The 20541-nt window shown below is 63.4% G+C and carries 20 protein-coding genes; 6 read left to right on the top strand and 14 right to left on the bottom strand.

Annotation, left to right across the window (positions count from 1 at the left end):
• Window positions 1–1167, bottom strand: coding sequence for an isobutyryl-CoA dehydrogenase (locus NKJ15_RS13930; RefSeq protein WP_352815760.1), 1167 nt, complete (start codon window positions 1165–1167; stop codon window positions 1–3).
• Between the two features lie 152 nt (window positions 1168–1319).
• Here NKJ15_RS13930 and NKJ15_RS13925 point away from each other — a divergent pair, with 152 nt between their 5' ends.
• Both NKJ15_RS13925 and NKJ15_RS13920 read left to right on the top strand, forming a co-directional pair.
• Window positions 1320–1934 carry a dimethylsulfonioproprionate lyase family protein gene (locus tag NKJ15_RS13925; RefSeq protein WP_352742252.1) on the top strand — a complete coding sequence of 205 codons (615 nt, stop codon included), beginning with the start codon at window positions 1320–1322 and terminating at the stop codon, window positions 1932–1934.
• A 1-nt stretch (window position 1935) separates the two neighbouring features.
• Window positions 1936–3405 (top strand): cobyric acid synthase, encoded by a 1470-nt coding sequence (locus NKJ15_RS13920; protein WP_352815758.1) that lies wholly within the window; start codon window positions 1936–1938, stop codon window positions 3403–3405.
• Between the two features lie 52 nt (window positions 3406–3457).
• On the opposite strand, the gene NKJ15_RS13915 is transcribed toward NKJ15_RS13920, so the two are convergent.
• The 3 genes from NKJ15_RS13915 to NKJ15_RS13905 form a co-directional block, all read right to left on the bottom strand.
• Window positions 3458–3877 carry a VOC family protein gene (locus NKJ15_RS13915; RefSeq protein WP_352451986.1) on the bottom strand — a complete coding sequence of 140 codons (420 nt, stop codon included), beginning with the start codon at window positions 3875–3877 and terminating at the stop codon, window positions 3458–3460.
• A 73-nt stretch (window positions 3878–3950) separates the two neighbouring features.
• Entirely contained in the window at window positions 3951–4778 is an 828-nt protein-coding gene (locus NKJ15_RS13910; RefSeq protein ID WP_352815756.1) for a helix-turn-helix transcriptional regulator, read from the bottom strand.
• A 110-nt stretch (window positions 4779–4888) separates the two neighbouring features.
• The gene (locus NKJ15_RS13905) at window positions 4889–5059 is read right to left on the bottom strand and encodes a hypothetical protein (protein ID WP_352451984.1); all 171 of its coding nucleotides are present in this window, start codon (window positions 5057–5059) and stop codon (window positions 4889–4891) included.
• A gap of 500 nt (window positions 5060–5559) precedes the next feature.
• Here NKJ15_RS13905 and NKJ15_RS13900 point away from each other — a divergent pair, with 500 nt between their 5' ends.
• A complete protein-coding gene (locus tag NKJ15_RS13900; protein WP_352815754.1) occupies window positions 5560–5991 on the top strand; it encodes a TerB family tellurite resistance protein in 432 nt (143 codons plus the stop codon).
• Window positions 5992–5997: 6 nt separating this feature from the next.
• Here NKJ15_RS13900 and NKJ15_RS13895 read toward each other — a convergent pair whose 3' ends face one another.
• From NKJ15_RS13895 to NKJ15_RS13875, 5 genes are all read right to left on the bottom strand, one after another.
• The gene (locus NKJ15_RS13895; RefSeq protein WP_352815753.1) at window positions 5998–7620 is read right to left on the bottom strand and encodes an ABC transporter ATP-binding protein; all 1623 of its coding nucleotides are present in this window, start codon (window positions 7618–7620) and stop codon (window positions 5998–6000) included.
• Window positions 7617–8486, bottom strand: a complete 870-nt coding sequence (locus NKJ15_RS13890) for an ABC transporter permease (RefSeq protein WP_352680000.1) — start codon at window positions 8484–8486, stop codon at window positions 7617–7619. The genes NKJ15_RS13895 and NKJ15_RS13890 overlap by 4 nt, the downstream gene beginning before the upstream one ends.
• Window positions 8483–9430: an ABC transporter permease gene (locus tag NKJ15_RS13885; protein WP_352815751.1), complete on the bottom strand. Its 948-nt coding sequence runs from the start codon at window positions 9428–9430 to the stop codon at window positions 8483–8485. The genes NKJ15_RS13890 and NKJ15_RS13885 overlap by 4 nt, the downstream gene beginning before the upstream one ends.
• 241 nt (window positions 9431–9671) lie before the next feature.
• Window positions 9672–11150, bottom strand: coding sequence for an ABC transporter substrate-binding protein (locus NKJ15_RS13880; RefSeq protein WP_352680003.1), 1479 nt, complete (start codon window positions 11148–11150; stop codon window positions 9672–9674).
• A gap of 130 nt (window positions 11151–11280) precedes the next feature.
• The gene (locus NKJ15_RS13875) at window positions 11281–12570 is read right to left on the bottom strand and encodes an acetylornithine deacetylase/succinyl-diaminopimelate desuccinylase family protein (protein ID WP_352815749.1); all 1290 of its coding nucleotides are present in this window, start codon (window positions 12568–12570) and stop codon (window positions 11281–11283) included.
• A 222-nt stretch (window positions 12571–12792) separates the two neighbouring features.
• On the opposite strand from NKJ15_RS13875, the gene NKJ15_RS13870 reads away from it, so the two are divergent.
• The gene (locus NKJ15_RS13870; protein WP_352470461.1) at window positions 12793–13221 is read left to right on the top strand and encodes a L,D-transpeptidase; all 429 of its coding nucleotides are present in this window, start codon (window positions 12793–12795) and stop codon (window positions 13219–13221) included.
• A 143-nt stretch (window positions 13222–13364) separates the two neighbouring features.
• On the opposite strand, the gene NKJ15_RS13865 is transcribed toward NKJ15_RS13870, so the two are convergent.
• The 5 genes from NKJ15_RS13865 to NKJ15_RS13845 form a co-directional block, all read right to left on the bottom strand.
• Window positions 13365–14357 carry a lipid A biosynthesis lauroyl acyltransferase gene (locus tag NKJ15_RS13865; RefSeq protein WP_352815748.1) on the bottom strand — a complete coding sequence of 331 codons (993 nt, stop codon included), beginning with the start codon at window positions 14355–14357 and terminating at the stop codon, window positions 13365–13367.
• 1 nt (window position 14358) lies between these two features.
• The gene (locus tag NKJ15_RS13860; protein ID WP_352815747.1) at window positions 14359–15387 is read right to left on the bottom strand and encodes a zinc-binding dehydrogenase; all 1029 of its coding nucleotides are present in this window, start codon (window positions 15385–15387) and stop codon (window positions 14359–14361) included.
• A gap of 36 nt (window positions 15388–15423) precedes the next feature.
• Entirely contained in the window at window positions 15424–16713 is a 1290-nt protein-coding gene (locus NKJ15_RS13855) for a beta-ketoacyl-ACP synthase (protein ID WP_352815745.1), read from the bottom strand.
• 74 nt (window positions 16714–16787) lie between these two features.
• The gene (locus tag NKJ15_RS13850; RefSeq protein ID WP_352500919.1) at window positions 16788–17975 is read right to left on the bottom strand and encodes a beta-ketoacyl-ACP synthase; all 1188 of its coding nucleotides are present in this window, start codon (window positions 17973–17975) and stop codon (window positions 16788–16790) included.
• Between the two features lie 38 nt (window positions 17976–18013).
• Entirely contained in the window at window positions 18014–18298 is a 285-nt protein-coding gene (locus NKJ15_RS13845; protein WP_023719977.1) for an acyl carrier protein, read from the bottom strand.
• A 213-nt stretch (window positions 18299–18511) separates the two neighbouring features.
• On the opposite strand from NKJ15_RS13845, the gene NKJ15_RS13840 reads away from it, so the two are divergent.
• Window positions 18512–18766, top strand: coding sequence for a ribbon-helix-helix domain-containing protein (locus NKJ15_RS13840; RefSeq protein WP_352470324.1), 255 nt, complete (start codon window positions 18512–18514; stop codon window positions 18764–18766).
• Between the two features lie 496 nt (window positions 18767–19262).
• Window positions 19263–20423: an epoxide hydrolase family protein gene (locus tag NKJ15_RS13835; RefSeq protein ID WP_352815835.1), complete on the top strand. Its 1161-nt coding sequence runs from the start codon at window positions 19263–19265 to the stop codon at window positions 20421–20423.
• Window positions 20424–20541: the final 118 nt, after the last annotated feature.

The following is a 20541-nucleotide window of genomic DNA, read 5'->3' as shown; positions in this document are numbered from 1 at the left end:
TTACCGTCCGATCAGCGCGCGAGCGATGATGACGCGCATGATCTCGTTGGTGCCTTCGAGAATCTGGTGGACACGCAGGTCGCGCACCAGTTTCTCGATGCCGTAGTCGTGCAGATAACCATAGCCGCCGTGCAGCTGCAGGGCGTCGTTGGCGACGTTGAAGCCGGCGTCGGTGACGAAGCGCTTGGCCATCGCCGACCATTTCGAGGCCTCCGGCGCGTTGCGGTCGAGCTTCGAGGCGGCGGTGTAGAGGAAGACGCGCGCTGCCTGCAGTTCGGTCTCCATGTCGGCAAGCTTGAACTGCAGCGCCTGGAACTGGTTGATCTTCGAGCCGAAAGCCTTGCGTTCGGCGGTGTAGGCGAGTGCCTTGTCGAGTGCCGATTGCGCGCCGCCGAGCGAGCAGGCGGCGATGTTCAACCGGCCGCCGTCCAACCCGGCCATGGCGATGCCAAAACCGGCGCCTTCAGCCGACAAAAGATTTTCGGCCGGCACCTTGCAGTCCTCGAAGACGACCTGGCGCGTCGACTGCATGTGCCAGCCCATCTTGTGCTCGTTGGCGCCGAAGGAAAGGCCCGGCGCATCGTTCGGCACGACGAAGGTGGAAATGCCTTTCGGCCCGTCGGCGCCGGTGCGCGCCATGACGACATAGAGGTTGCTGTCGCCGGCACCGGAGATAAACTGCTTGGCGCCGTTCAGCACATAGTCGCCGCCGCTTTTGACCGCACGCGTCTTCAGCGCCGCGGCATCGGATCCCGAACCCGGCTCGGTCAGGCAGTAGCTGGCCAGCCATTCCATCGAGGTCAGTTTGGGCAGGAAGCGCCGGCGCTGCTCGTCGCTGCCGAAGCGGTCGATCATCGATGCTGCCATGTTGTGGATCGAGATGAAGGCGGAAAACGCCGGATCGGCACGCGAAAGCGCCTCGAAGATCAGCACGGCGTCGAGCCGGCCGAGCCCCGAGCCGCCGACGTCGTCGCGGACATAGATGCCGCCAAGGCCGAGCGGACCTGTCTCGCGGATCACATCGGCCGGGAAATGCTTGTTGCGATCCCAGTCGAGTGCGTTCGGCGCCACGCGGTCGGCGGCGAAGGCTTGCGCCATCTCCTGGATGGCGCGCTGGTCCTCGTTGAGTTCGAACTGGCTGGTGCCCGCATCGACAGCGGCGTCCATGGCGTGCTCCCTGATGTTTCCGGCCTGCTGGCCTGTCGTTTTTGGCTTTGCGCGCCGTCCAATCTAGACCAATGATGCCGCCGCGCAACCCGACCCGTCTTGATCCAACCATCTGGGCAGCCGCTGTGGGCGAATGCGCTTTGGAGCAAAGTGTGACGACAACTTTCGACGAACTGCTTGGATGCTTCCATGCCTATCTCCAGACGTTCGATGATGCGCTGGTGCGCGACGCCGTGGCCCGGATCGGCTGGGACATGCCGTCCCGTCCGCTCGAACCGCATGCACTGCCTTGTCTCGTCCAGCTCGACCGGATCGTCGAACTCGCTCCCGCTGCGGCCAAGTCGCTGGCGCGGCTGGTTGCGGAGCGTCGCGGCTATCTGCACTGGGGCCAGACCTATGGCGAGGCGGATTTCGGCAAGGTTTTCATCGACAATTACGGCTGGCTGGAGGTGTTCGGTACACGCGGGCATTTCGTCAATGACGAGGTCGCGGGCGGCCTGCTGATCCTTGGACCCGACACCGTCTACCCCGATCACCACCATGTCGCGGAGGAGATCTACATCCCGCTGACCGGCGGCACCGAATGGCGCATGGGCGATGGCGGTTTTCGCCTTCGAGCGGCGGGCGAGGTGATCCACCATGCCCCTGATATCAGCCACGCCATGCGCACCGGCAAGGAGCCGCTGCTGGCGCTCTACATCTGGCGCGGCGGGCCGCTGGCAGCCAAGTCGACGATCACCGGAACTGTTGCGCAGGGCAGGGGCTGATATGGCCAAGGCGATCATGCTGCAGGGCACGGGTTCGGATGTCGGCAAGACGGTGCTGGTTGCCGGCCTCTGCCGCGCGGCGAAGAAGCGCGGCCTGAAGGTGCGGCCGTTCAAGCCGCAGAACATGTCGAACAACGCGGCCGTCGCCGATATTCCGGGCGATTCAGGCGGCGGCGAGATCGGCCGCGCCCAATGGCTGCAGGCGATCGCCTGTGGCGTGGCGCCGACCATCCACATGAACCCGGTGCTGCTCAAGCCGCAGACCGATGTCGGCGCTCAAGTCGTCGTGCAGGGCAAGGTGTTCGGCGAGGCGCGGGCGCGCGACTACCAGGCGCTGAAGGGCCGGCTGATGGATGCGGTACTGGACTCCTGGGCAAAGGTCGGCGAGGGCGCCGATCTGGTCATTGTCGAGGGCGCCGGCTCGCCGGCCGAGATCAATCTCAGGAGCCGCGACATTGCCAATATGGGCTTTGCGACGCGCGCCGGCGTGCCGGTGATCCTGGTCGGCGATATCGATCGCGGCGGCGTCATCGCCTCGGTCGCCGGCACCCATCTGATCCTGCCGGAGGAGGACCGGAGCATGATCGTCGGCTACCTCATCAACAAGTTCCGTGGCGACGTCTCGCTGTTCGAAGACGGCATCAAGGCGATCGAAAAATTCACCGGCTGGCGCTGTTTTGGCGTCGTGCCGTGGCTGAAGGCGGCGGCGCGGCTGCCATCGGAAGATTCCGTCGTGCTCGAGCGACTGGCGTCCGGCGAGAAGCGCGCGCTGAAGATCGCCGTGCCGGTGCTCTCGCGCATCGCCAATTTCGACGATCTCGACCCGCTCAAGGCCGAACCGCAGGTCGAGGTGGTGTTCGTGCCGCCTGGTGAGCGCTTGCCCGAAGATGCGGGTCTGGTGGTCATTCCCGGCTCGAAGTCGACGATCGGCGATCTCCTGAAATTGCGCGAGAACGGCTGGGACCGCGACCTTGCCGCGCATAGGAAACGCGGTGGTCATATCGTCGGCATTTGCGGCGGCTTCCAGATGCTTGGTCATATCGTGCGCGATCCCGACGGCATCGAGGCCAGCGTTACAGAAACGCAAGGGCTTGGCCTGCTCGACGTCGAAACGGTGATGGAGCCGGAAAAGACGGTGCGCAATGTCAGCGCGCGCTCGGTGCAATTCGATCTGCCGCTCGAGGGCTACGAGATCCATCTCGGCCGCACCACCGGTCCGGACACGCTGCGGCCGTCCGCCGTTATCAACGGCATCGATGACGGCGCTATCTCGGCCGACGGCAAGGTGCTGGGCACCTATATGCACGGGCTGTTTTCCGCCGACGCCTTCCGGGCGAAATTCCTCGAAAGCCTCGGCGTCAAGGGCGGCGGCATCGACTACCGCGCCGAGGTCGAACGGGCACTGGACGAGATCGCAGCCGAACTGGAAACCCACCTCGACTGCGACACGATTTTTGGGCTGGCGCGTTAGATACTTTGCCTGAGCATGATCTTGTCCGAAAACCGGTCTCCACTTTTCGGGATCATGCTTTCTCGTCAGCCTTCGGCCAGTAGGTGCCGAACGACCAGACGTTGCCTTCCGGATCGCGGCAGATGAATTCGCGGCTGCCATAGTCGCGATCGGTGAGTTCTTCCAGAATCTCGGCGCCGGCGGTCTTTGCCCGCGCGTATGCCGCGTCTGCGTCAGCGACCGCAACGTAGATCGACTTGCCGCCACCCGAACCCGGCGCGCCGACCATCTTGCCATAGGCGTCGTCGCGCGCCGTGCCGAGCATGACGATCGAAGAGCCGAAAGCGAGCTCGGCGTGGTGCACCACGTCGCCTTCGCCATAGCGGGCGCGAACGCTGAAGCCGAAGGCCTCGCACAGCCAGTCGATCATCTTGCCGGCATTCCTGTAGCGCAGCGCCGGATAAAGCCGCGGTGGTTCGGGGGTGTTCGGCATGGCTGATCTCCTTCAGCGGGTTGGTCGATCAACCCAGTCTGCGCGACGGCCGGTTGCGCGTCTTGAAGAAATGTTACCTCGCGGCAAGCGCCGTCGGCGCGACGCCTGCCAGGTCGCGAAACTCGCGCACCAGATGCGCCTGGTCGGCATAGCCGCAGTCGGCGGCGATGTCGGCCCAAGCGCTGTTCGCCTGTCTCGACAGGCCAAGCGCATGATTGAAGCGGACGATGCGCGAGAGCGTTTTTGGGCCGGTGCCGATAGCGTCCGAAAATTTTCCGGTAAGATGCTTGCGGCTCCAGCCAAGCTTTTCGGCCAGCGTCGAGATGCGGATCCGCCCACGCGTCGAGACGATCGTCTCATAGACCCAGACCATTTCGGTCTGAGTGCGGTCCGCGGTTGCCAACCGATCACCGACGAAGGCTTCGGCGATGGCAAAGCGTGTGCTCCAATCCGGCGCATTGCCAAGCCTTTCGCGCAGCGCGATGCCGTCGACGCCGAGCACGTCATCCAGGCCGACCATGCGGTCGGTCAATTCGCTCATCGGGCGGCCGAAGAAGCGACGAGCGCCGAGCGGGGTGAAATTGATCTGCACACAGCAGGCGCCGCCGAAGGATTCGATCACTACCGGCCCGGCATAAAGGCCGGCGGCAAAACTGGCGAAGCGGTCATTGTCGCCCGGGTCATGGCCGAGCCCAATGGCAAAGGGTTCGGCAAAGCTGATGACCAGCGGCACGGTCAGCGAGGCATATTCGACGGCGCGGAAATGGCCTGGCATGGTTTCGCGAAAGCCGCACATGTCGGTGACGACGCCCTGAAGCCGATGGCTCGGCGCGCGCCGCACCATCTCGAACCGATCGAGGCCTGGGCTTTCGTGGCGGCTGCCGTCTTCGCTGTCGGGCATGCGCTTTCCTTCCGCCACGCGACTTTAACAGACCATACGCCGGAATCAAAAGCGCCCGGTTTTGGCCGGGCGCTCCGAGTTGCCTGAGATTCTGAATTGTCTGGACGTGTTTAGGCGCCGCGCATCAGGCAGCCGGCGGCCAGCACGATGTAAGCGATGACAACAATCCACACAGCAGCCAAAGGGATGAACGCAAGGACGCCAAGCGCGGCGAGAACGCCGATAATGGCGATAACAAGGGATATAATGAAAATAAGCTGGGTAGGCGCACTGAGATTCATGTTCGGTCCCTCCTCAACATGATTCGTACAACGGCATAGTATCAGGCGCGCGGTCACACACCAATGAGCGCAGCGGGTTCGCCGGATTGGCCGGCAGTTTTATGGAGTGCCAGAACGGTGCGGCGCATTCGATCACGAAGGGCAATCGCTTCGGACGAATGACAGTTTCCAAATTGTGGCGGAGACCACCAATTGTCGATGTCGCCGCCGCCCCTCATTGCCCTGCCGGGCATTTCTCCCCGCATAGTGACGGGGAGAAAGGGCTGGTCGCAACGTCGGCGCCTTTTCTTGCAGCGCCTGCGATTGGCGAAACCGGTGACGAGAGCGCCCCTCTCCCGTCACTAAACGGGGAGAGGATGCCGGCAGGCAGGTGAGGCGCAGCGCCAACGCCCTAAAAGGGTGAGGAGGCGAATTCAAAACCGATTGCCCTGTTCCACCATTCGCACCCGTTTGCGCCAAGCCGATTCCGCGCTACCTTCCCGACGAATCGGAAGGGGCTGATGGCGATGGGATTGCTGGACCAGATACGCTCGATCTTCGACGGCGACCCCGGCGTGCGCAAGGTCGCGGACGATCCGGTGCTGTCGGCGGAATTGCTGATGCTGTTCCGTATGATCCTGGCCGACGGTTCGGTCAGCGAAAGCGAAATGACCGCCTTCAGGCGTATCTGCCGGGACGCCTTCGGCATTCCCGACACCAGCATCGACAGCGTCATCGAATATCTCAACGATTTCGGCTACGAGACCAACAGCTCGCAGGCCGTCGCCCAATTCCGCGACCTCGACGTCGAACGGCGCAAGCTGCTCGCCCGCCACATGGCCGAGATCGCCAAGGCCGATTCGCAACTTGCCGGGAGCGAGATGCAGCTGTTGCGCCGCACGCTCGACCTGCTCGACATCAGCCCGGCCGATTTGGTCAAGCCGCAAGGCTGAGGCCGCTCACCCCTGTTCCTGCAGTCGTTTCGCGATCGCCCGGTGCAGGTCTGGAGCAGCAGTGACCAGCGCCTTGGCCGCCTCGGACTGCGGGTGGTCAAGTACTTCGCTCGTCCTGCCGCGCTCGACGATCTTGCCGTCATGCATGACCATCACCTCGTCGGTGATGGCGCGGGCGACGGTCAGATCATGGGTGATGAACAGATAGGCGATGCCGAGCTTCTGGTTGAGGTCGGCGAACAGATCGAGGATCTGCGCGCGGATCGAGACATCGAGCGCCGAGACCGGCTCGTCGGCGACGACCAGTTTCGGCCGCGTGATGATGGCGCGGGCGATCGAAAGGCGCTGGCGCTGGCCGCCCGAAAACTCATGCGGATACTTGTCCATGTCGCCTGGTGAGAGGCCGACCTCGTGCAGCGCATACGCCACCATCTCGCGCCGCGCGGCGGGCGCCGGCTTCTTCTCCAGCACATGCAGCGGCTCGGCCACCAATCTCTCGACCTTCTGGCGTGGGTCGAACGAGCCGTACGGGTCCTGGAACACGACCTGCATGTCGCGCCGTGCCGGCTTCAGCTCCGCCTCGCTCTTGTCGGTGAGGATATCGCCGCGGAAGCGGATGGTTCCCGATGTCGGCTTGTCGAGTGCCAGAACCATGCGGGCAAGCGTCGACTTGCCGCAGCCGGAACGGCCGACGAGCGCCACCGACCGGCCGGGCGCCATCGAGAAGGAGACATCGTCGACGGCGCGGATGGCAGCCGCGCGTTTAAACAGGGATATGCGCCGTCCCGGATAATCCCGCGTTACGCTCTCTACCTGAAGCAGCGGTTTGGCCGATCCGCTGTCGTGTGTGCGGGCCCGCGCCGGCACATGCATCGAGGCCTGCGCCAGCTGTCGCGTGTAGGGATGAAGCTGTTCGGACAGCGTGCGCGCGGTATCGCCGGCCTCCATGACCTCGCCATGGCGCAGGATGGTGATGCGGTCCGCCATCTCGGTCACCACTGCGAGGTCGTGCGAGATGAGCAGAAGACCCATGCGGTTTTCCGCTACGAGGTCGCGCAGCAGGTCGAGGATCTGCGCCTGCAGCACCACGTCGAGCGCGGTCGTCGGCTCGTCGGCGATCAGCAGCTTGGGCTTCAGCGCACAGGCGATGGCGATGACGACGCGCTGGCGCTGGCCTCCGGACAGCTCATGCGGATAACGCGACAGCGGGAACTGCGCCGCCGGCAAGCCGACCCGGTCGAGCATTTTTCGCGCCCGTTGCTCGGCGTCCGCGCGGCTCGCCCTGGTGTGCCAGCGAATACCTTCGGCGACCTGCTCGCCAATGGTCTTGACCGGGTTGAGCGCCGTCATCGGCTCCTGGAACACCATGCCGATGTCGTCGCCGCGCAGCGCGCACATCTGGTCCTCGCTCGCCGCCAGAATATCGATGCCGTCGAAGGTAACGCGTCCCGTGGCGCGTGCCGCCCAGGGCAAGAGCTGCATCACGGTGAGCGCAGTCATCGACTTGCCGGAGCCGGATTCGCCGACCAGCCCCATCACTTCGCCGGGCGCCACGGACAGCTCGATGTCCCTGAGGATGGGCGTGCCGCCGATGGCCAGCGACAGCTTCTCGATTTCGAGCAGGCTCATCGCTGCCGCCGCGACTTCGGATCGAGAATGTCGGCAATGCCGTCGCCAAGCAGGTTCAGGCCAAGCACGGTGACGACGATCGCCATCCCGGGAAAGATCGCCATCCACGGCGCCACCACCATGCGGGTCTGGGCGTCGAACAGCATGCGGCCCCAGCTCGGCATCGGCGGCTGGGTGCCCAGCCCGACGTAGGACAAGCCCGCTTCGGCCAGTATGCCCAGCGCGAACTGGATGGTGCCTTGCACCAGCAGCAGCGTGGCGATGTTGGGCAGCACATGTTCGATGCTGATCAGCGTCCTGCTCTTGCCGGCGGCGCGGGCGGCGAGGATGAATTCGCGCGGCCAGATCGCCAGGGCGCCGGCGCGGGCGACGCGCGCGAACACCGGGATGTTGAAGATGCCGATGGCAATGATGGCGTTGAACGCGCCGGGCCCGAAGATGGCAGTGATCATGATTGCCGAAAGCAGCGCCGGAAAGGCGAAGACCAGGTCGTTCAGCCGCATCAGCACGTCATCGGCGATGCCGCCGCGCGCCGCAGCGAAGGCGCCGAGCGGCACGCCGACGCCCATGCCGATGCCGACCGCCACCAGCGCCACGGCAATCGAGTTGCGGGCGCCAACCATGATCATCGACAGGATGTCGCGACCGAAATGGTCGGTGCCGAACCAGTGCGCCAGCGACGGCGCCTGGGTCTTGTCGGAAATGACCAGCCTGGTGACGTCGTAAGGCGTCCACACGAAGGAGAGGATCGCGACCGCAGCCACCAGTGCGGTGACGACGAAGCCGGCGAGGAACGAACGGTTTCGAAACGCCTTGGCCAGGATGCCGGCAAGGTTCTCGTCGGGGATGTCGATGTGCAGCGTCATTGCCTGCCTCTCAGGCGCGGATCGACCACCGCATAGGAGAGATCGACAACGAAATTGACGATGATGACGGCGGCAACCAGCAGCATGACGACGCTCTCGACCACGATCAGGTCACGCTGGTTGATTGCCTGGAACACCAGCCGGCCGAGGCCGGGCAAATAGAAGACGTTCTCGATGATGATGGTGCCGGCAAGCAGGAAGGCGAATTGCAGGCCTAGAATGGTGACCACCGGGATCAAGGCGTTGCGCAGCGCATGCCGCCACAAGACAAGACGATAGGGCAGGCCCTTGGCGCGGGCGGTGCGGATGTAATCCTCATTCAGCACTTCAATCAGCGCCGAGCGGGTGACCCGGGCGAGGATCGCCGCCTGCGGCAGAGCGAGGGCGACCGCCGGCAGGAGCAGCGACTTCAGCGCCGGCCAGACGCCGGCGCCCCAGCCGGGAAAACCGCCGCCCGGCACCAGCCGCAGCCAGACGGCGAACAGATAGATCAGCATCAGCGCAAACCAGAAATTGGGCACGGCGACGCCAAGCTGGGCGGCGCCCATCGCAACCGTGTCGCCGGCCCGGCCGCGCCGGCTGGCGGAAAACAGCCCGACCGGGATGGCAATGACTGTGGACAGCGCCAGCGCCATCAGCGCCAGCGGCAGCGAGACGACGAGACGCTCACGGACCAGATCGATGACCGGCACCGAATAGGTATAGGAACGGCCGAAATCGAGGCTCAGCAAGCCGCCGGCCCAATGCAGATAGCGCAGCACGACGGGAGCGTTGAGACCCATCTGGTTGCGCAGCAATTCGATCTGGTCGGCGCTGGCGTTCAGGCCAAGCATCAGCCGCGCCGGGTCGCCGGGAATGATCTCCAGCACGGCAAAGACCACCATCGAGGCCAGAACCAGCGTGACGACGGCGATGACGAGGCGCTTGAGGAGGTAGGCGGTCATGAGGAGACCGGTGCAAGCACTGGGCGAAAGTTGCACTCCGTCCCACCCCCCTCTGTCCTGCCGGACATCTCCCCCTCAAGGGGGGAGATTCGCAGTTTCCACGCCGGCACTGTCCCTGCAACGCTAGTGGTTAGCGAAAGCGGCGGTGAGGGCTCAATCCCCCCCCTTGAGGGGGAGATGCCCGGCAGGGCAGAGGGGGGTGGGACGGAGTGCAACTTTCGCCCTTCTGTCAGCGACCCGCTCAATCCGTCCACTTCACCTTGGTCAGGTCGTTGGCCTGGATCGGGGCGTTTTCCCACAGGCCCTGCAGTTTGGCGTCCCAGACGCCGACCTTCGGCAATTCGTAGAGGAAGCCGACCACGGCGTCGTCTGCCAGGACCTTCTGCGCCTCGCCGAGCAGCGTCATGCGCTTGGCCTCGTCGGAGGTAAGGTTCAGCTCGTCGATGATCTTGTCGAAGGCCGGATTGTCGTAGTTGAAGTAATAGTCCTTGCGCGAATAGATATCGATGTCATTGGGCTCGGTGTGGGAAACGATGGTCAGGTCGTAATCCTTCTTGGTGAAGACCTGGTCCAGCCACTGTGCCCATTCGACCGGGATAATCTCGAGATCGATGCCGATTTCGCGAAGCTCGGAGGCGATGATCTCGCCACCAAGCCGCGCATAGGAGGGCGGCGGCAGCTTGAGCGTCGCCTTGAAGCCATTCTCCAGGCCGGCTTCCTTCAGCAACTCCTTGGCCTTTTCCACATTGTGCGGATAGAGGCCGGTGAGGTCGACATAGGCCTTGCTGGCGGGCGACATGTGCGAGCCGATCGGCACGCCTAGGCCGGCCGAGGCGCCGTCGATGATCGCCTTGCGATCGAGCGCAAAGGAAATCGCCTGCCTGACTTGCAGCTTGTCGAAGGGCGGCTTCTTGTTGTTGATCGACAGGATGGTTTCACCCTCGGTCGAGCCGATCACCACCTTGAAGCGCGGATCGTCCTTGACCTGGGCGACGCTGTCGGGGTCGAAGAACGGAAAGGCCTGAACGTCGCCGGAAAGCAGCGCCGGAACGGCGGCGGCGGCATCCGGAATGATGCGGAACTCGGCCTTGTCGAGAAATACCGGGGCGCCCCAGTAATTATCCGACTTGACCAGCGTGATCGATGAGCCCTTGGCCCAGTTCTGGAACTTGAACGGGCCGGTGCCGATCGGTTTTTCCTTGTTGGTGTCGGCTGTCTCAGGCGCCACGATCACCGCGTCGCCCCAGCCCATATTGTAGAGGAACGAGCCTTGCGGGTTCTTCAGCGTGACCTTCACCGTCGCGGGATCGACGACCTCGACCTTGTCGATGGCGGCAAACAGGGCCTTTTGCGCGTTGACGGAATTGTCGGCGCGGGCACGGTCGAGCGAGAATTTCACGTCGTCGGCGTTGAAGTCGGTGCCGTCATGGAATTTCACGCCTGTATGCAGCTTGAAAGTGTAGACCTTGCCGTCGTCGGAAATGCTCCAGCTTTGCGCGAGATCGGGCAGCACCTCGCCGTTCGGGCCGATGCGGGTCAGGCCCTCGAAGACATTGGCATAGAGTACCTCGTCGATTGCCGCGGCGGCACCCGCGGTCGGGTCGAGATGCGGGGGTTCGAGCGTAATGCCGATGACCAGGTCGGTGCGCGCGGCCATCGCTGAGGTCCCGGCGGCCAACGCCAGCGCCGCGGCGGCCAGAATGGTTTTCCACAATTTCATCGTGCAACTCCCCATGTCTAAAACACGTGCTCAAACCCGGGCGGATAGAAGCGTGAATTCGCCGCCGAGTAAATTGCGTTTCGTACCGTGTGCCGACGCCGGGAGGAATGTTTTTCCGCCCATGGCCGGATCATGGCGGGCCGGCGCCCCTCAGCAGCACGCCGAGGCCGATCGCCATCACCTTTGCCGAGTCCAGCATGTCGGCAATGCCGACCCATTCGTCGGGCCGGTGGGCGAGATCGAGAATGCCCGGGCCATAGGCGATGCAGTCATAGATGTGGCCGATCCGGGCGATGTGCTTCTGGTCGTAGGTGCCGGGCGAAATCACGTAATCCGGTTCGCGGTCGAATATCTCCATGATGCCTTGCGCGACCGCCTTAACCACCGGCGCGTCGCGCTCGGTCATCAGCGGCAGCACCTCCATCAGATCGCGGATTTCGTAATCGAACTTTTTGCGCTCGCGCTTCAGCCGTTCGAGGATATCGGTCACCTCGCTCTTGACCGCAGCGAGATCCTCTTCGAGCAGGAAGCGGCGGTCGATGGTCAGCCGGCAGGAATCGGGCACGTTGGGCGAGGGCAGGCCGGGCCGGAAATCCTCCGTCTGGCCGCCATGGATCGAGTTGATGTTCATGGTCGAGCGTTTTGCGCCTTCGGGCACGACCGGCATGCGCGTCATCTTGCGGTCGAGCGCCGGAAACAATTCGTCTTCGAAGGCCCGCAGCACGGCGCCCATATGGCGCACCGCATTGTCGCCGAGGAACGGCATCGAGCCGTGCGCGATCTCGCCCTTGGTCTCAATTTCCGCCCACCAGACGCCGCGATGGCCAAGGCAGATGCGATCCTTGTTGAGCGGCTCGGGAATGATGACGTGGTCGACCTTCGGCCTGGAGAAATAGCCGAGCTTGGCCAGATGCGCGACGCCGCCGAAGCCGCCGGACTCCTCGTCGACCGTGCCTGAAATCTCGATGGCGCCGGGAAAATCGGGAAACACCTCCATGAAGGCTTCAGCGGCGATGATCGAGGCGGCAAGCCCGCCTTTCATGTCGCATGCGCCGCGGCCATAGACCTTGCCATCCCTGACGATGCCGGCGAACGGATCGAGGCTCCAGCCGTCGCCGGGCTCGACGACGTCGATGTGCGAATTGAAGTGCACGCAAGCACCCGGCGCCCGGCCATCGAAACGGGCGACGACGTTGACGCGCGGATAATGGTCAGTGTCGCCGGGCGTGCCTTCGGCACGGATGAATTCGATCTCGAAACCGCGCCTCTTCAGCCGCGCGCCGATAAATTCGGCACATGGCCGATAGGCTTCGCCGGGCGGATTGATGGTCGGAAAGCGGATCAGATCCGCAGTCAGGGCAACCAGATCATCGGCTCGGTCATCGATAGCCTTGAGGAGCCGTTCGTTCGGTTCGTTCATTCGGCGAATTGAGCAGCGGATGAGGCGGTTTTGCAAGCCCGATGGCGAATTGCGAGGCGATTGCGTGTCGTTACGGCAACTATTGCGGGAAATCGTTCAAATTCGCTGCTTTGGATTGGTGAAATCGTCAGGGAGTAGGTGTTAGCTCGCTGGCTTGCCATCAAAACGCTGGAGAACAGCGTGACGGCAGGCAGGCAAGGGGCATCAAAGGGGTTTGATTGCATGAAAAACACTGTTCTCATGGCAGCGGCATTAGTAGCGATGCTGTTCGGTTCGTCGTTCGAGAGCCGTGCGGCCAGCCTGGTCGCGAACATCGATATTTCCTCACAGACGATGACGGTAAGATACGGGCTTTCGTATTATCGGTGGAGCGTTTCCACCGCCCGCAAGGGCTACATCACGCCGCGCGGCAGTTACCGGCCACAGCGGACGGCCCGGATGTGGTATTCGCGTAAATACGACATGTCGCCGATGCCCTATTCGGTGTTCTTCCGCGGCGGCTATGCCATCCACGGCACCGGCGCGATCCGGCAATTGGGGCGCCCGGCATCGCATGGCTGTGTGCGCCTCCACCCCAGCAACGCCGCCGCGTTCTATTCGATGGTGCGCGAAGCCGGCTTCGGCAATACGCGGATTCTCGTGACGAATTAGGGCCTGCTCCTCGGCCCGCAATAAAAAACCCGCCGGAGCGGCGGGTTCGTTGGGGCCAAATAGCACCATACCGAAATTAGTAGCATAGCTGCCGGCACAAAGCAAGAACAAAATAAGGCTTGCACCCAAAAAAGATGGTGCGCTCAGGCGGGTTTGTCGCGCATTGTCGGTGGCCGACGCTTTTTGCGGCCGCTGATCTCCCAGCGCTTGTGGAACCACATCCACTGGCCGGGGTCTTCGCGCACCCAGCGCTCGACCACGTCGTTGAGAAGCTGGGTGGTGGCGGGGACGTCGACACTGCCGCCGGCGGTGCGCGGCAAGGTGAGCTTGTCCTCGATCTCGAGCCGGAAACGGTTGTTCGGCAGGCGTACGCAGCGCGCCGGGTAGACATCGCAATCGTAGTGCCGCGCCAGGGTGCCGAGGACGCGGTTGCTCTCGCAGGGGCGGCCGAAGAATGTCGTCTCGAGCCCGCCGGTGAATTTTTGGTCGACCAGCACGCCGATATTGCCGCCTTTCTCGAGGATGGCCGCAAGCGCGAACGAGGCACCGGTCGAAGACGGCAGCAGCGATCCCATGCTCGAGCGGCGGGTCGAGAGGATGTACTCGGCGAGGTAAGGGTTGTTGGGCGGGCGAAACAGCGCCGTGATGTTCATGCCGAAGGTCGCCGCAGCCACCGGCAGCAGCTCGAAATTGCCGAGATGCCCGGTGAAGACGATATGCGGCTTGTCCTCGCCCGCGATGCGCACGAAATGCTCCACGCCCTTGACCTCGACACGGCCCGGCTTCGTCGCAGCGGGATCGTAGTCGAACAAAGCGTCGAGAAAGATGTATTCGGCGGCCAGGCGGGCCATGTTGCCCCACATGTCGGAAGCGATCGCCTCGATCTCGGCATCGCTCTTTTCCGGATAGGCCTTGCGCAGATTGTCGACGGCAACCTGATGGCGCGCTACCCAAGGGCCGATGCGGCGGGCAGCGCGGTCGGCGAAATTGAGCGCCCTGTCGGGCGGCAGCAGGCGCAGCGCGGAGATGATGATCATCGCGACGCGCGCGACCAGCCAGTAGTTGAACTGGCGAAGCCGCCTGCCATAGCGGAATCCCACGTCCCTGCGGATCTTCCTGAAGGCGTTGCCGATCATTTCAGCCGACGCGCAGGATGATCTTGCCGAAGACGTCGCGGCCTTCCATGCGCTTCAGCGCCGCATCGATGCCGTCGAAGCCGACCTCGGTGTCGATCACCGGCGCGACCAGGCCCGCCGCCATCTTCTCCATGGCGTCGGCCATGTTTTCCATGCGGCAGCCGAACGAGCCGAGCAGCTTCAGCTGCTGCTGGAATAACTGCATCAAATTGATCTGCGTCGACACGCCGGAGGTCGAGCCGCAGGTGACCAGCCGGCCGCCGCGTTTGAGGCACAGCATCGAGGCGGCAAATGTGTCGGCGCCGACATGCTCGAACACCACGTCGACGCCCTTCTTCTTGGTCAGCTTGCGCACGACGCCTTCGAAGCGGTCGTCGCGGTAATTGATGACGTGGTCGGCGCCGAGCGCCTTGGCCTTGTCGATCTTGTCGTTCGAGCCGACGGTGGTGATGACCGTGCAGCCCATCTTCTTGGCCAGCTGAATCGCGGCGGAGCCGATGCCGGAGCCGCCAGCATGGACCAGTATCGTCTCGCCGGGCTGCAGCCGGGCATTGTCGAACAGCATGTGCTCGACCGTGCCGAAGGTGACAGGCGCCACCGCCGCGCCGATTTCGCTCACGCCGGGCGGAGCTGGGACCAGAAGGCGCGCCGGCAGGTTGATCTTTTCCTGCGCAAAGCCGTCGAGATGGAAGCCGTGCACGCCCGAAACATGCCCGCACAGATTGTCGCGGCCTTCGCGGCAGGCGCGGCAAAGACCGCAGGTGCGGGCGCCATAGATCGACACCAATTGCCCGGGCACAAGGCTGGAAACGCCGGGGCCGACCGCCTCGACCTCGCCGGAAGCCTCGGCGCCGACGACCAGCGGCAGCTTGCGCTTGGCAAAAGCCATGCCGCGCCAGCCCCAGACGTCGATGTGGTTCAGCGCCACGGCCTTGATGCGCAGCGTCACCTCGCCGAGCGCAGGTTGCGGCGGGGGCGGCAGGTCCACCGTTTCAAGGCGGCGGTCCTCGATAAGTTGCAATGCGCGCATGGTGCCTGTCGGTTCAGTCTGGCTGAAAAAGGTCGCTTAGACCGGTTCCCGCGCCATGACAAGGCAGGTGTTCTGGCCGCCGAAGCCGAAGGAGTTCGACAGGACCGTGCCGACCTCGGCGTTGCGCTTGGTGTTCGGCACCACGTCGAGCACGATTGCCGGGTCGGGATTGTCGTAGTTGATGGTCGGCGGAATGACGCTTTCGCGCATCGTCATCAGCGAAAATGCGGCCTCGACAGCACCGGCAGCCGATAGGGTATGGCCGATCATCGACTTGTTCGACGAGACCGGCATTGACGAGATCCGCTCGCCGAACACCGTCGACAGCGACAAATGCTCCATCTTGTCGTTTTCGGGCGTCGAGGTGCCATGGGCGTTGACATAATCGATGCCGTCCTCGCTCAAGCCGGCATCGGCAAGAGCGGCGCGCACCGCCGCGATCGCCGGCGAACCGTCCGGCTTGGAGCGGGTGCGATGGAAGTCGTCGGCCTTTTCGCCGCAGCCGCGCAATATGCCGAGAACGGTGGCGCCGCGGGCAAGTGCTGCCTCCAGCGATTCCAGCACAAGGGCGCCCGAGCCTTCGGCGAGCACGAAGCCGTCGCGGTCCTTGGAGAAGGGTTTTGAGGCCTTTTCGGGGATGTCGTTATGGGTGGAGAGCGCCGACAGAAGCGAGAAGCGGATCAACGCCTCGGCGGTCGCCGAGCCGTCGGCGCCGATCGACAGCGCCCTGTCGCATTCGCCGCGGCGGATCGCCTCGACGCCGAGCTGGATCGCCGTGGCGCCCGAAGCGCAGGCGGTCGACAGCGTAATCGGCAGGCCGCGCGTGCCGAAACGGTCGGCAAGCCGGTCGGCAATCGAGCCGAACTGGGTGGTCTCGAAGATGTCGAGTTCTCTGAGGCCGCGCGCTACCCGCAGCAGCCTCTCGGCACCGGTGTCGTGCCTGTCTGAATTATTGGGCGTGTCGGAATTGTAGAGCGAAAAGCGCTCGCTCCAGTCGAGCTCGACCGGCGGCGAAGCGAGGAAGAGCGGTCCGCCGAAATCGCCGGCATCGAGGCCGGCCTCCGACATCGCTTCCTGGGCGGCGGTTTCGGCAAGCTCATAGGTGAGGAGACTGGCGCCCTTGGAGCTCGACGGCAGGAAATCGACCATGCCGGAGATGCGGGTGTTGAGATGATCGACCGGGAAGCGGGTGATCGGATGGATGCCGGACTTGCCTGAGGTAAGTGCCGCCCAATTGTCGGTTTTGCCAACACCGAGCGACGTCACCACGCCGATGCCGGTGACGGCGACGATGGGCCTGCCCATGTGGTCGTTCAGATTGGCCATTTGTTGTCCAAAAACCTGTTTCTCTTGGAGCGTCGGATCGCCCGAAACCGCGCCACACTTTTCGGTCCGATGCTCTAGGCGGCTTTGATCAGCGCCATGCCCTCGAATTGGTGATAGCCGATCGCCGTTGCAAGGACGGTCTTCGGGACACCGGCAAACGGTTTTTCGACTGTGGCGTCGAAGACAGGATAGGCGGCCTTGCGGTCGACAGCCAGCGCCGCCAGCGCCACGGCAAAGGGGAACTGCGCTTCCTTCATGTGGCCAGTCAGCGTCGAAAAGCCGCGTGCGGCGATCGCCGGATTGGCGTCGAGCGCCGATTTCTCGGCGGCGGTCGCGGCATGGGCGCCCGAAGCGCCGGAGATCGCGAGCAGCTCGCCATTCGGCAATGCGGCTTGCTTCAACAGCACGGCGATCTCGCCGTCGAGTTCGTCCCGCCGGCGCCTGGCGCGACCGGACAGGACCGGGCCGAGTTCCGCATAGATCTTCCGGCCACGGCTTTCCGCATGCTCGCGCTGCTCCAGGACGAGAAACGCGCCGCCGGATCCGGTCACCACGCCGCCGCCTTCGGCACCTTGCCTCTGCCAGACCGGCCGCCACGGACCGCGATGCAGGTAGCCGGCCAGTTCATAGCCGAGCAGCATGTCGGAATGTTCGGTCTGGAAAGCGCCGCCGACCAGAATATGCGTCGACTGGCCGGAGCGGATGCGCGCGGCCGCGGTCTCGACGGCGGCAACGCCCGCACCTTCCTCGCCCATGAAGGTGCGCGACGACCCCGTCACCTTGTGGACGATCGAGATGTTGCCGGCGAGCAGGTTGGAAAGCTGTGCCAGAAACAGCGTCGGACGCAATTCGGTGGTCAGCTTCTCGTTGAGCAGCACGTCGCGGTCATTGCGGCTTTCCGATGCCGCGAGAATGGCCGCATCGACCGCCTCGTCGCGCTCGCCGCCGCCGGCGGCCACCACCATGTCCATCGTCGCGCAGAGTTCGTCATTGCCCTTGATGCCGGCATCGTCGAGCGCAAGGCCGGCCGCATAGGTGCCGAGCCTCTGCCAGGTCTCCATCTGCCGCTGGTCGCCACGCTTGGCGATCTGCAGGTTCCAGTCGATCTCCGGCAGCGGATGGACCGTATAGGGCGAGAAGCGCGAGGCCTCCAGAACCGGCTCAAGCCGTGGCTGGACGAGCTTTTGCCAATGCGCATCCGGACCCTCGCCCAGTGACGAGACAAGGCCGATGCCTGATATGACGACGTCGTGGGGGTTCATGGGAGGCTGTTGTGGGTCGGGCGCGTCAGGCGCTGTATTCACGTGGCGTTCTTGGCGGCGACGAGCGCGTCGATCTTGGCGCACAGGTTCTTCATGACGAAATAGTCGTCGGTCGAAGCCTTGCCGTCATTGACCTCCTGCGTCCACTTTTCCAACGGCACCTTGATGCCGAATTCCTTGTCGATGGCAAAGACGATGTCGAGGAAGTCGAGGCTGTCGATGCCGAGATCGTCGATGGTGTGGCTTTCGGGCGTGATCGTCTCGATGTCGATCTCGCTGGTGTCGGCGATGATCTTGGCGACTTTGTCGAACGTGGTGGACAAGGGCTTTTCCTTCGATTGCGGGCGGAATCTGTCCGCATGTGTTTTGGGCTGTCTAATCGGTTTTTCCGGGCAGGAAAAGGCCTGATACGCCGCGCGCAGATGGGATTGCTGCCCAGGCAGAGCAATAGGGGTCGCTGGCAACCCCTGGCGATATGCCGAAACCGTCCCATCTCTGATCATTGGGTGTACCAATGTACCATGGTACAAAGATCTATGACCATAGAACGCGTGCAGACCGGGGTGCGCCTGGAAAAACGATTGGTGAAGGTGCTCAAGGCCCTGGCTGAGCATCGCGACATGAGCCTGGGTGACCTCATCGAGGGCATCGTGCTGCATGCTTTCGAAGGCCGGACGCCGTTCTCCGCGGCGACCCTGGAAACAATCGGCCAATTGAAGCGCATCTACGAAATGGAGCTTGCCGCAGCGGACAGCCACCGTCCGGCGGAAACCGGCGGGGAGGGCGGATGACGAGCCATCTTGCGCGCAGCCACAGCATTGCGCTTTCGGGGCCGATCGACCGCGTCTTTCCGCTGTTCACGCCGATCGGAGAGACCCTTGGGTGGACGGCTGGCGCATCGCATCCGCTATGTTCGCGTTACGCGGATTCGCGTTTCGGATTTGTCGAGGTGGCCTGCCGACCGACCACTAACGGAGGCACGTCGATTACCTATGCGTTCACGGCCTTGGAGCCCGGCAGGAGCATCCTATCTGTCCGAACTTACAGAGGACGCGTTCGCGGACATGATCGAGGGATGGAAGCTCCGTGTCGACGCTTGGCTGGTAGCGGTGAAAATCTGACGCCAAGTAACTTAAACGAATTGCCACTAAGGGGGAATGTTACCTTCGTCTCGTAGATGGGAACGAGCAAGCAGCGGACAAAGCGATCGCTCAGTGAAGTTTCCTGCGTTCTGTGCCTTGATGATGGGACAATTCTTCGCCGCTGATCGGAGCAACACCCGTGGCCATGCATTCCTTCCACATCCACATCCCGGATGAACAGATCGAGTACCTACAGCATCGTATCCAATCGACAAGATGGCCGTCGTCGATCTTCGCATACGGATGGGACGACGGTACTGACGTTGATTTCCTCAGAAAGCTTTCACGTTACTGGGAGTACGATTTCAGGTGGCGCGATCACGAAAAACGTCTGAACCTGTTGCCTCAGTTTAGGGTCACGATAGACGGGTGCGACATCCATTTCGTTCACCAGAAAGGAAAGGGGTCAGCACCCTTGCCGTTGATCCTCACTCATGGCTGGCCCGGCTCCTTCGCCGAGTTCGAGCACGTCATCCCGCTGCTCACGGATCCTGCCAAATACGGCGGGGATGCCGAGGACGCCTTCGATGTCGTCGCACCGTCGCTTCCGGGTTTCGGCTTCTCGTCCCCGCCGCATCAGGCCGGCGTTAGCTCAAAGCGTGTCGCGAAGCTGTGGCGGGGGCTGATGCGCGAACTGGGATATGATCGCTTCGCCGCACAAGGTGGCGACATCGGCGCAGGCGTCTCGACCTGGCTCGCTCGGCTTTACCCGGACGACCTTATCGGATTGCACCTGAATTACATTCCAGGCAGTTTCCGCCCGACCCTCGGTCGCGACGACCCACCTGTCACGCCGGAGGAGAAGGCATTCCTCGACAGTGTGGCGAATTTCGCCGCAACGGAGGGGGCCTACGCTTTTCTGCAGGGGACCAAGCCCCAGACGCTAGCCTTTGCACTGACAGATTCCCCAATCGGGCTAGCCGCATGGATTGCCGAGAAGTTCCGCAGTTGGAGCGACTGCGAAGGCGAACTCGAACGCGCCATCCCTCTAGACACGCTGCTTACAGACATCTCGCTCTACTGGTTCGGTAACACGATCGAGGCCTCGCTCCGGATTTACAAAGAGAACCGGCTCTGCCCCCTGATCTTCGGGCCAAGGGAGCGAATAACACCGCCCCTCGGCGTTGCAGTCTTCCCCCGAGAGCTTCCTATGCCACCTCGCTCCTGGGTCGAGCGAGTCTTCCGTGTCGAGCGCTGGACCGACATGCCGAAAGGAGGACATTTCGCGGCGATTGAGCAACCCGAACTCCTGGTCGAGGACATCCGGGCGTTTTTTCGGCCGCTGAGGCTCCGGCCGGCCAAGTAGAGGACGAAAACCTCGCCCGTTGTCACGGCTCGGAAGTCCTGATGAGACGGTAGCATCGCATTCGCTTTCGTTGAAAGCGCCCGTTGGTCCTGACTAAGGGTCAATGTCGACCTTCGAC

Source organism: Mesorhizobium sp. M0207, assembly GCF_040321995.1.
GTDB lineage: Bacteria > Pseudomonadota > Alphaproteobacteria > Rhizobiales > Rhizobiaceae > Mesorhizobium.
Note: the sequence above shows the minus strand (reverse complement) of the source record. Positions and strands in the feature narration are given on the sequence as shown.

Excerpts from the sequence above, each read along its gene's own strand:
- NKJ15_RS13905 (WP_352451984.1), bottom strand. The coding sequence starts at position 5,059 with ATGAATCTCAGTGCGCCTACCCAGCTTATTTTCATTATATCCCTTGTT.
- NKJ15_RS13860 (WP_352815747.1), bottom strand. The coding sequence starts at position 15,387 with ATGCGCGCATTGCAACTTATCGAGGACCGCCGCCTTGAAACGGTGGAC.
- NKJ15_RS13840 (WP_352470324.1), top strand. The coding sequence starts at position 18,512 with ATGACCATAGAACGCGTGCAGACCGGGGTGCGCCTGGAAAAACGATTG.
- NKJ15_RS13910 (WP_352815756.1), bottom strand. The coding sequence starts at position 4,778 with ATGCCCGACAGCGAAGACGGCAGCCGCCACGAAAGCCCAGGCCTCGAT.
- NKJ15_RS13835 (WP_352815835.1), top strand. The coding sequence starts at position 19,263 with ATGCATTCCTTCCACATCCACATCCCGGATGAACAGATCGAGTACCTA.
- NKJ15_RS13880 (WP_352680003.1), bottom strand. The coding sequence starts at position 11,150 with ATGAAATTGTGGAAAACCATTCTGGCCGCCGCGGCGCTGGCGTTGGCC.
- NKJ15_RS13850 (WP_352500919.1), bottom strand. The coding sequence starts at position 17,975 with ATGAACCCCCACGACGTCGTCATATCAGGCATCGGCCTTGTCTCGTCA.
- NKJ15_RS13930 (WP_352815760.1), bottom strand. The coding sequence starts at position 1,167 with ATGGACGCCGCTGTCGATGCGGGCACCAGCCAGTTCGAACTCAACGAG.
- NKJ15_RS13865 (WP_352815748.1), bottom strand. The coding sequence starts at position 14,357 with ATGATCGGCAACGCCTTCAGGAAGATCCGCAGGGACGTGGGATTCCGC.
- NKJ15_RS13885 (WP_352815751.1), bottom strand. The coding sequence starts at position 9,430 with ATGACCGCCTACCTCCTCAAGCGCCTCGTCATCGCCGTCGTCACGCTG.
- NKJ15_RS13895 (WP_352815753.1), bottom strand. The coding sequence starts at position 7,620 with ATGAGCCTGCTCGAAATCGAGAAGCTGTCGCTGGCCATCGGCGGCACG.
- NKJ15_RS13890 (WP_352680000.1), bottom strand. The coding sequence starts at position 8,486 with ATGACGCTGCACATCGACATCCCCGACGAGAACCTTGCCGGCATCCTG.
- NKJ15_RS13870 (WP_352470461.1), top strand. The coding sequence starts at position 12,793 with ATGAAAAACACTGTTCTCATGGCAGCGGCATTAGTAGCGATGCTGTTC.
- NKJ15_RS13900 (WP_352815754.1), top strand. The coding sequence starts at position 5,560 with ATGGCGATGGGATTGCTGGACCAGATACGCTCGATCTTCGACGGCGAC.
- NKJ15_RS13920 (WP_352815758.1), top strand. The coding sequence starts at position 1,936 with ATGGCCAAGGCGATCATGCTGCAGGGCACGGGTTCGGATGTCGGCAAG.
- NKJ15_RS13915 (WP_352451986.1), bottom strand. The coding sequence starts at position 3,877 with ATGCCGAACACCCCCGAACCACCGCGGCTTTATCCGGCGCTGCGCTAC.
- NKJ15_RS13875 (WP_352815749.1), bottom strand. The coding sequence starts at position 12,570 with ATGAACGAACCGAACGAACGGCTCCTCAAGGCTATCGATGACCGAGCC.
- NKJ15_RS13855 (WP_352815745.1), bottom strand. The coding sequence starts at position 16,713 with ATGGCCAATCTGAACGACCACATGGGCAGGCCCATCGTCGCCGTCACC.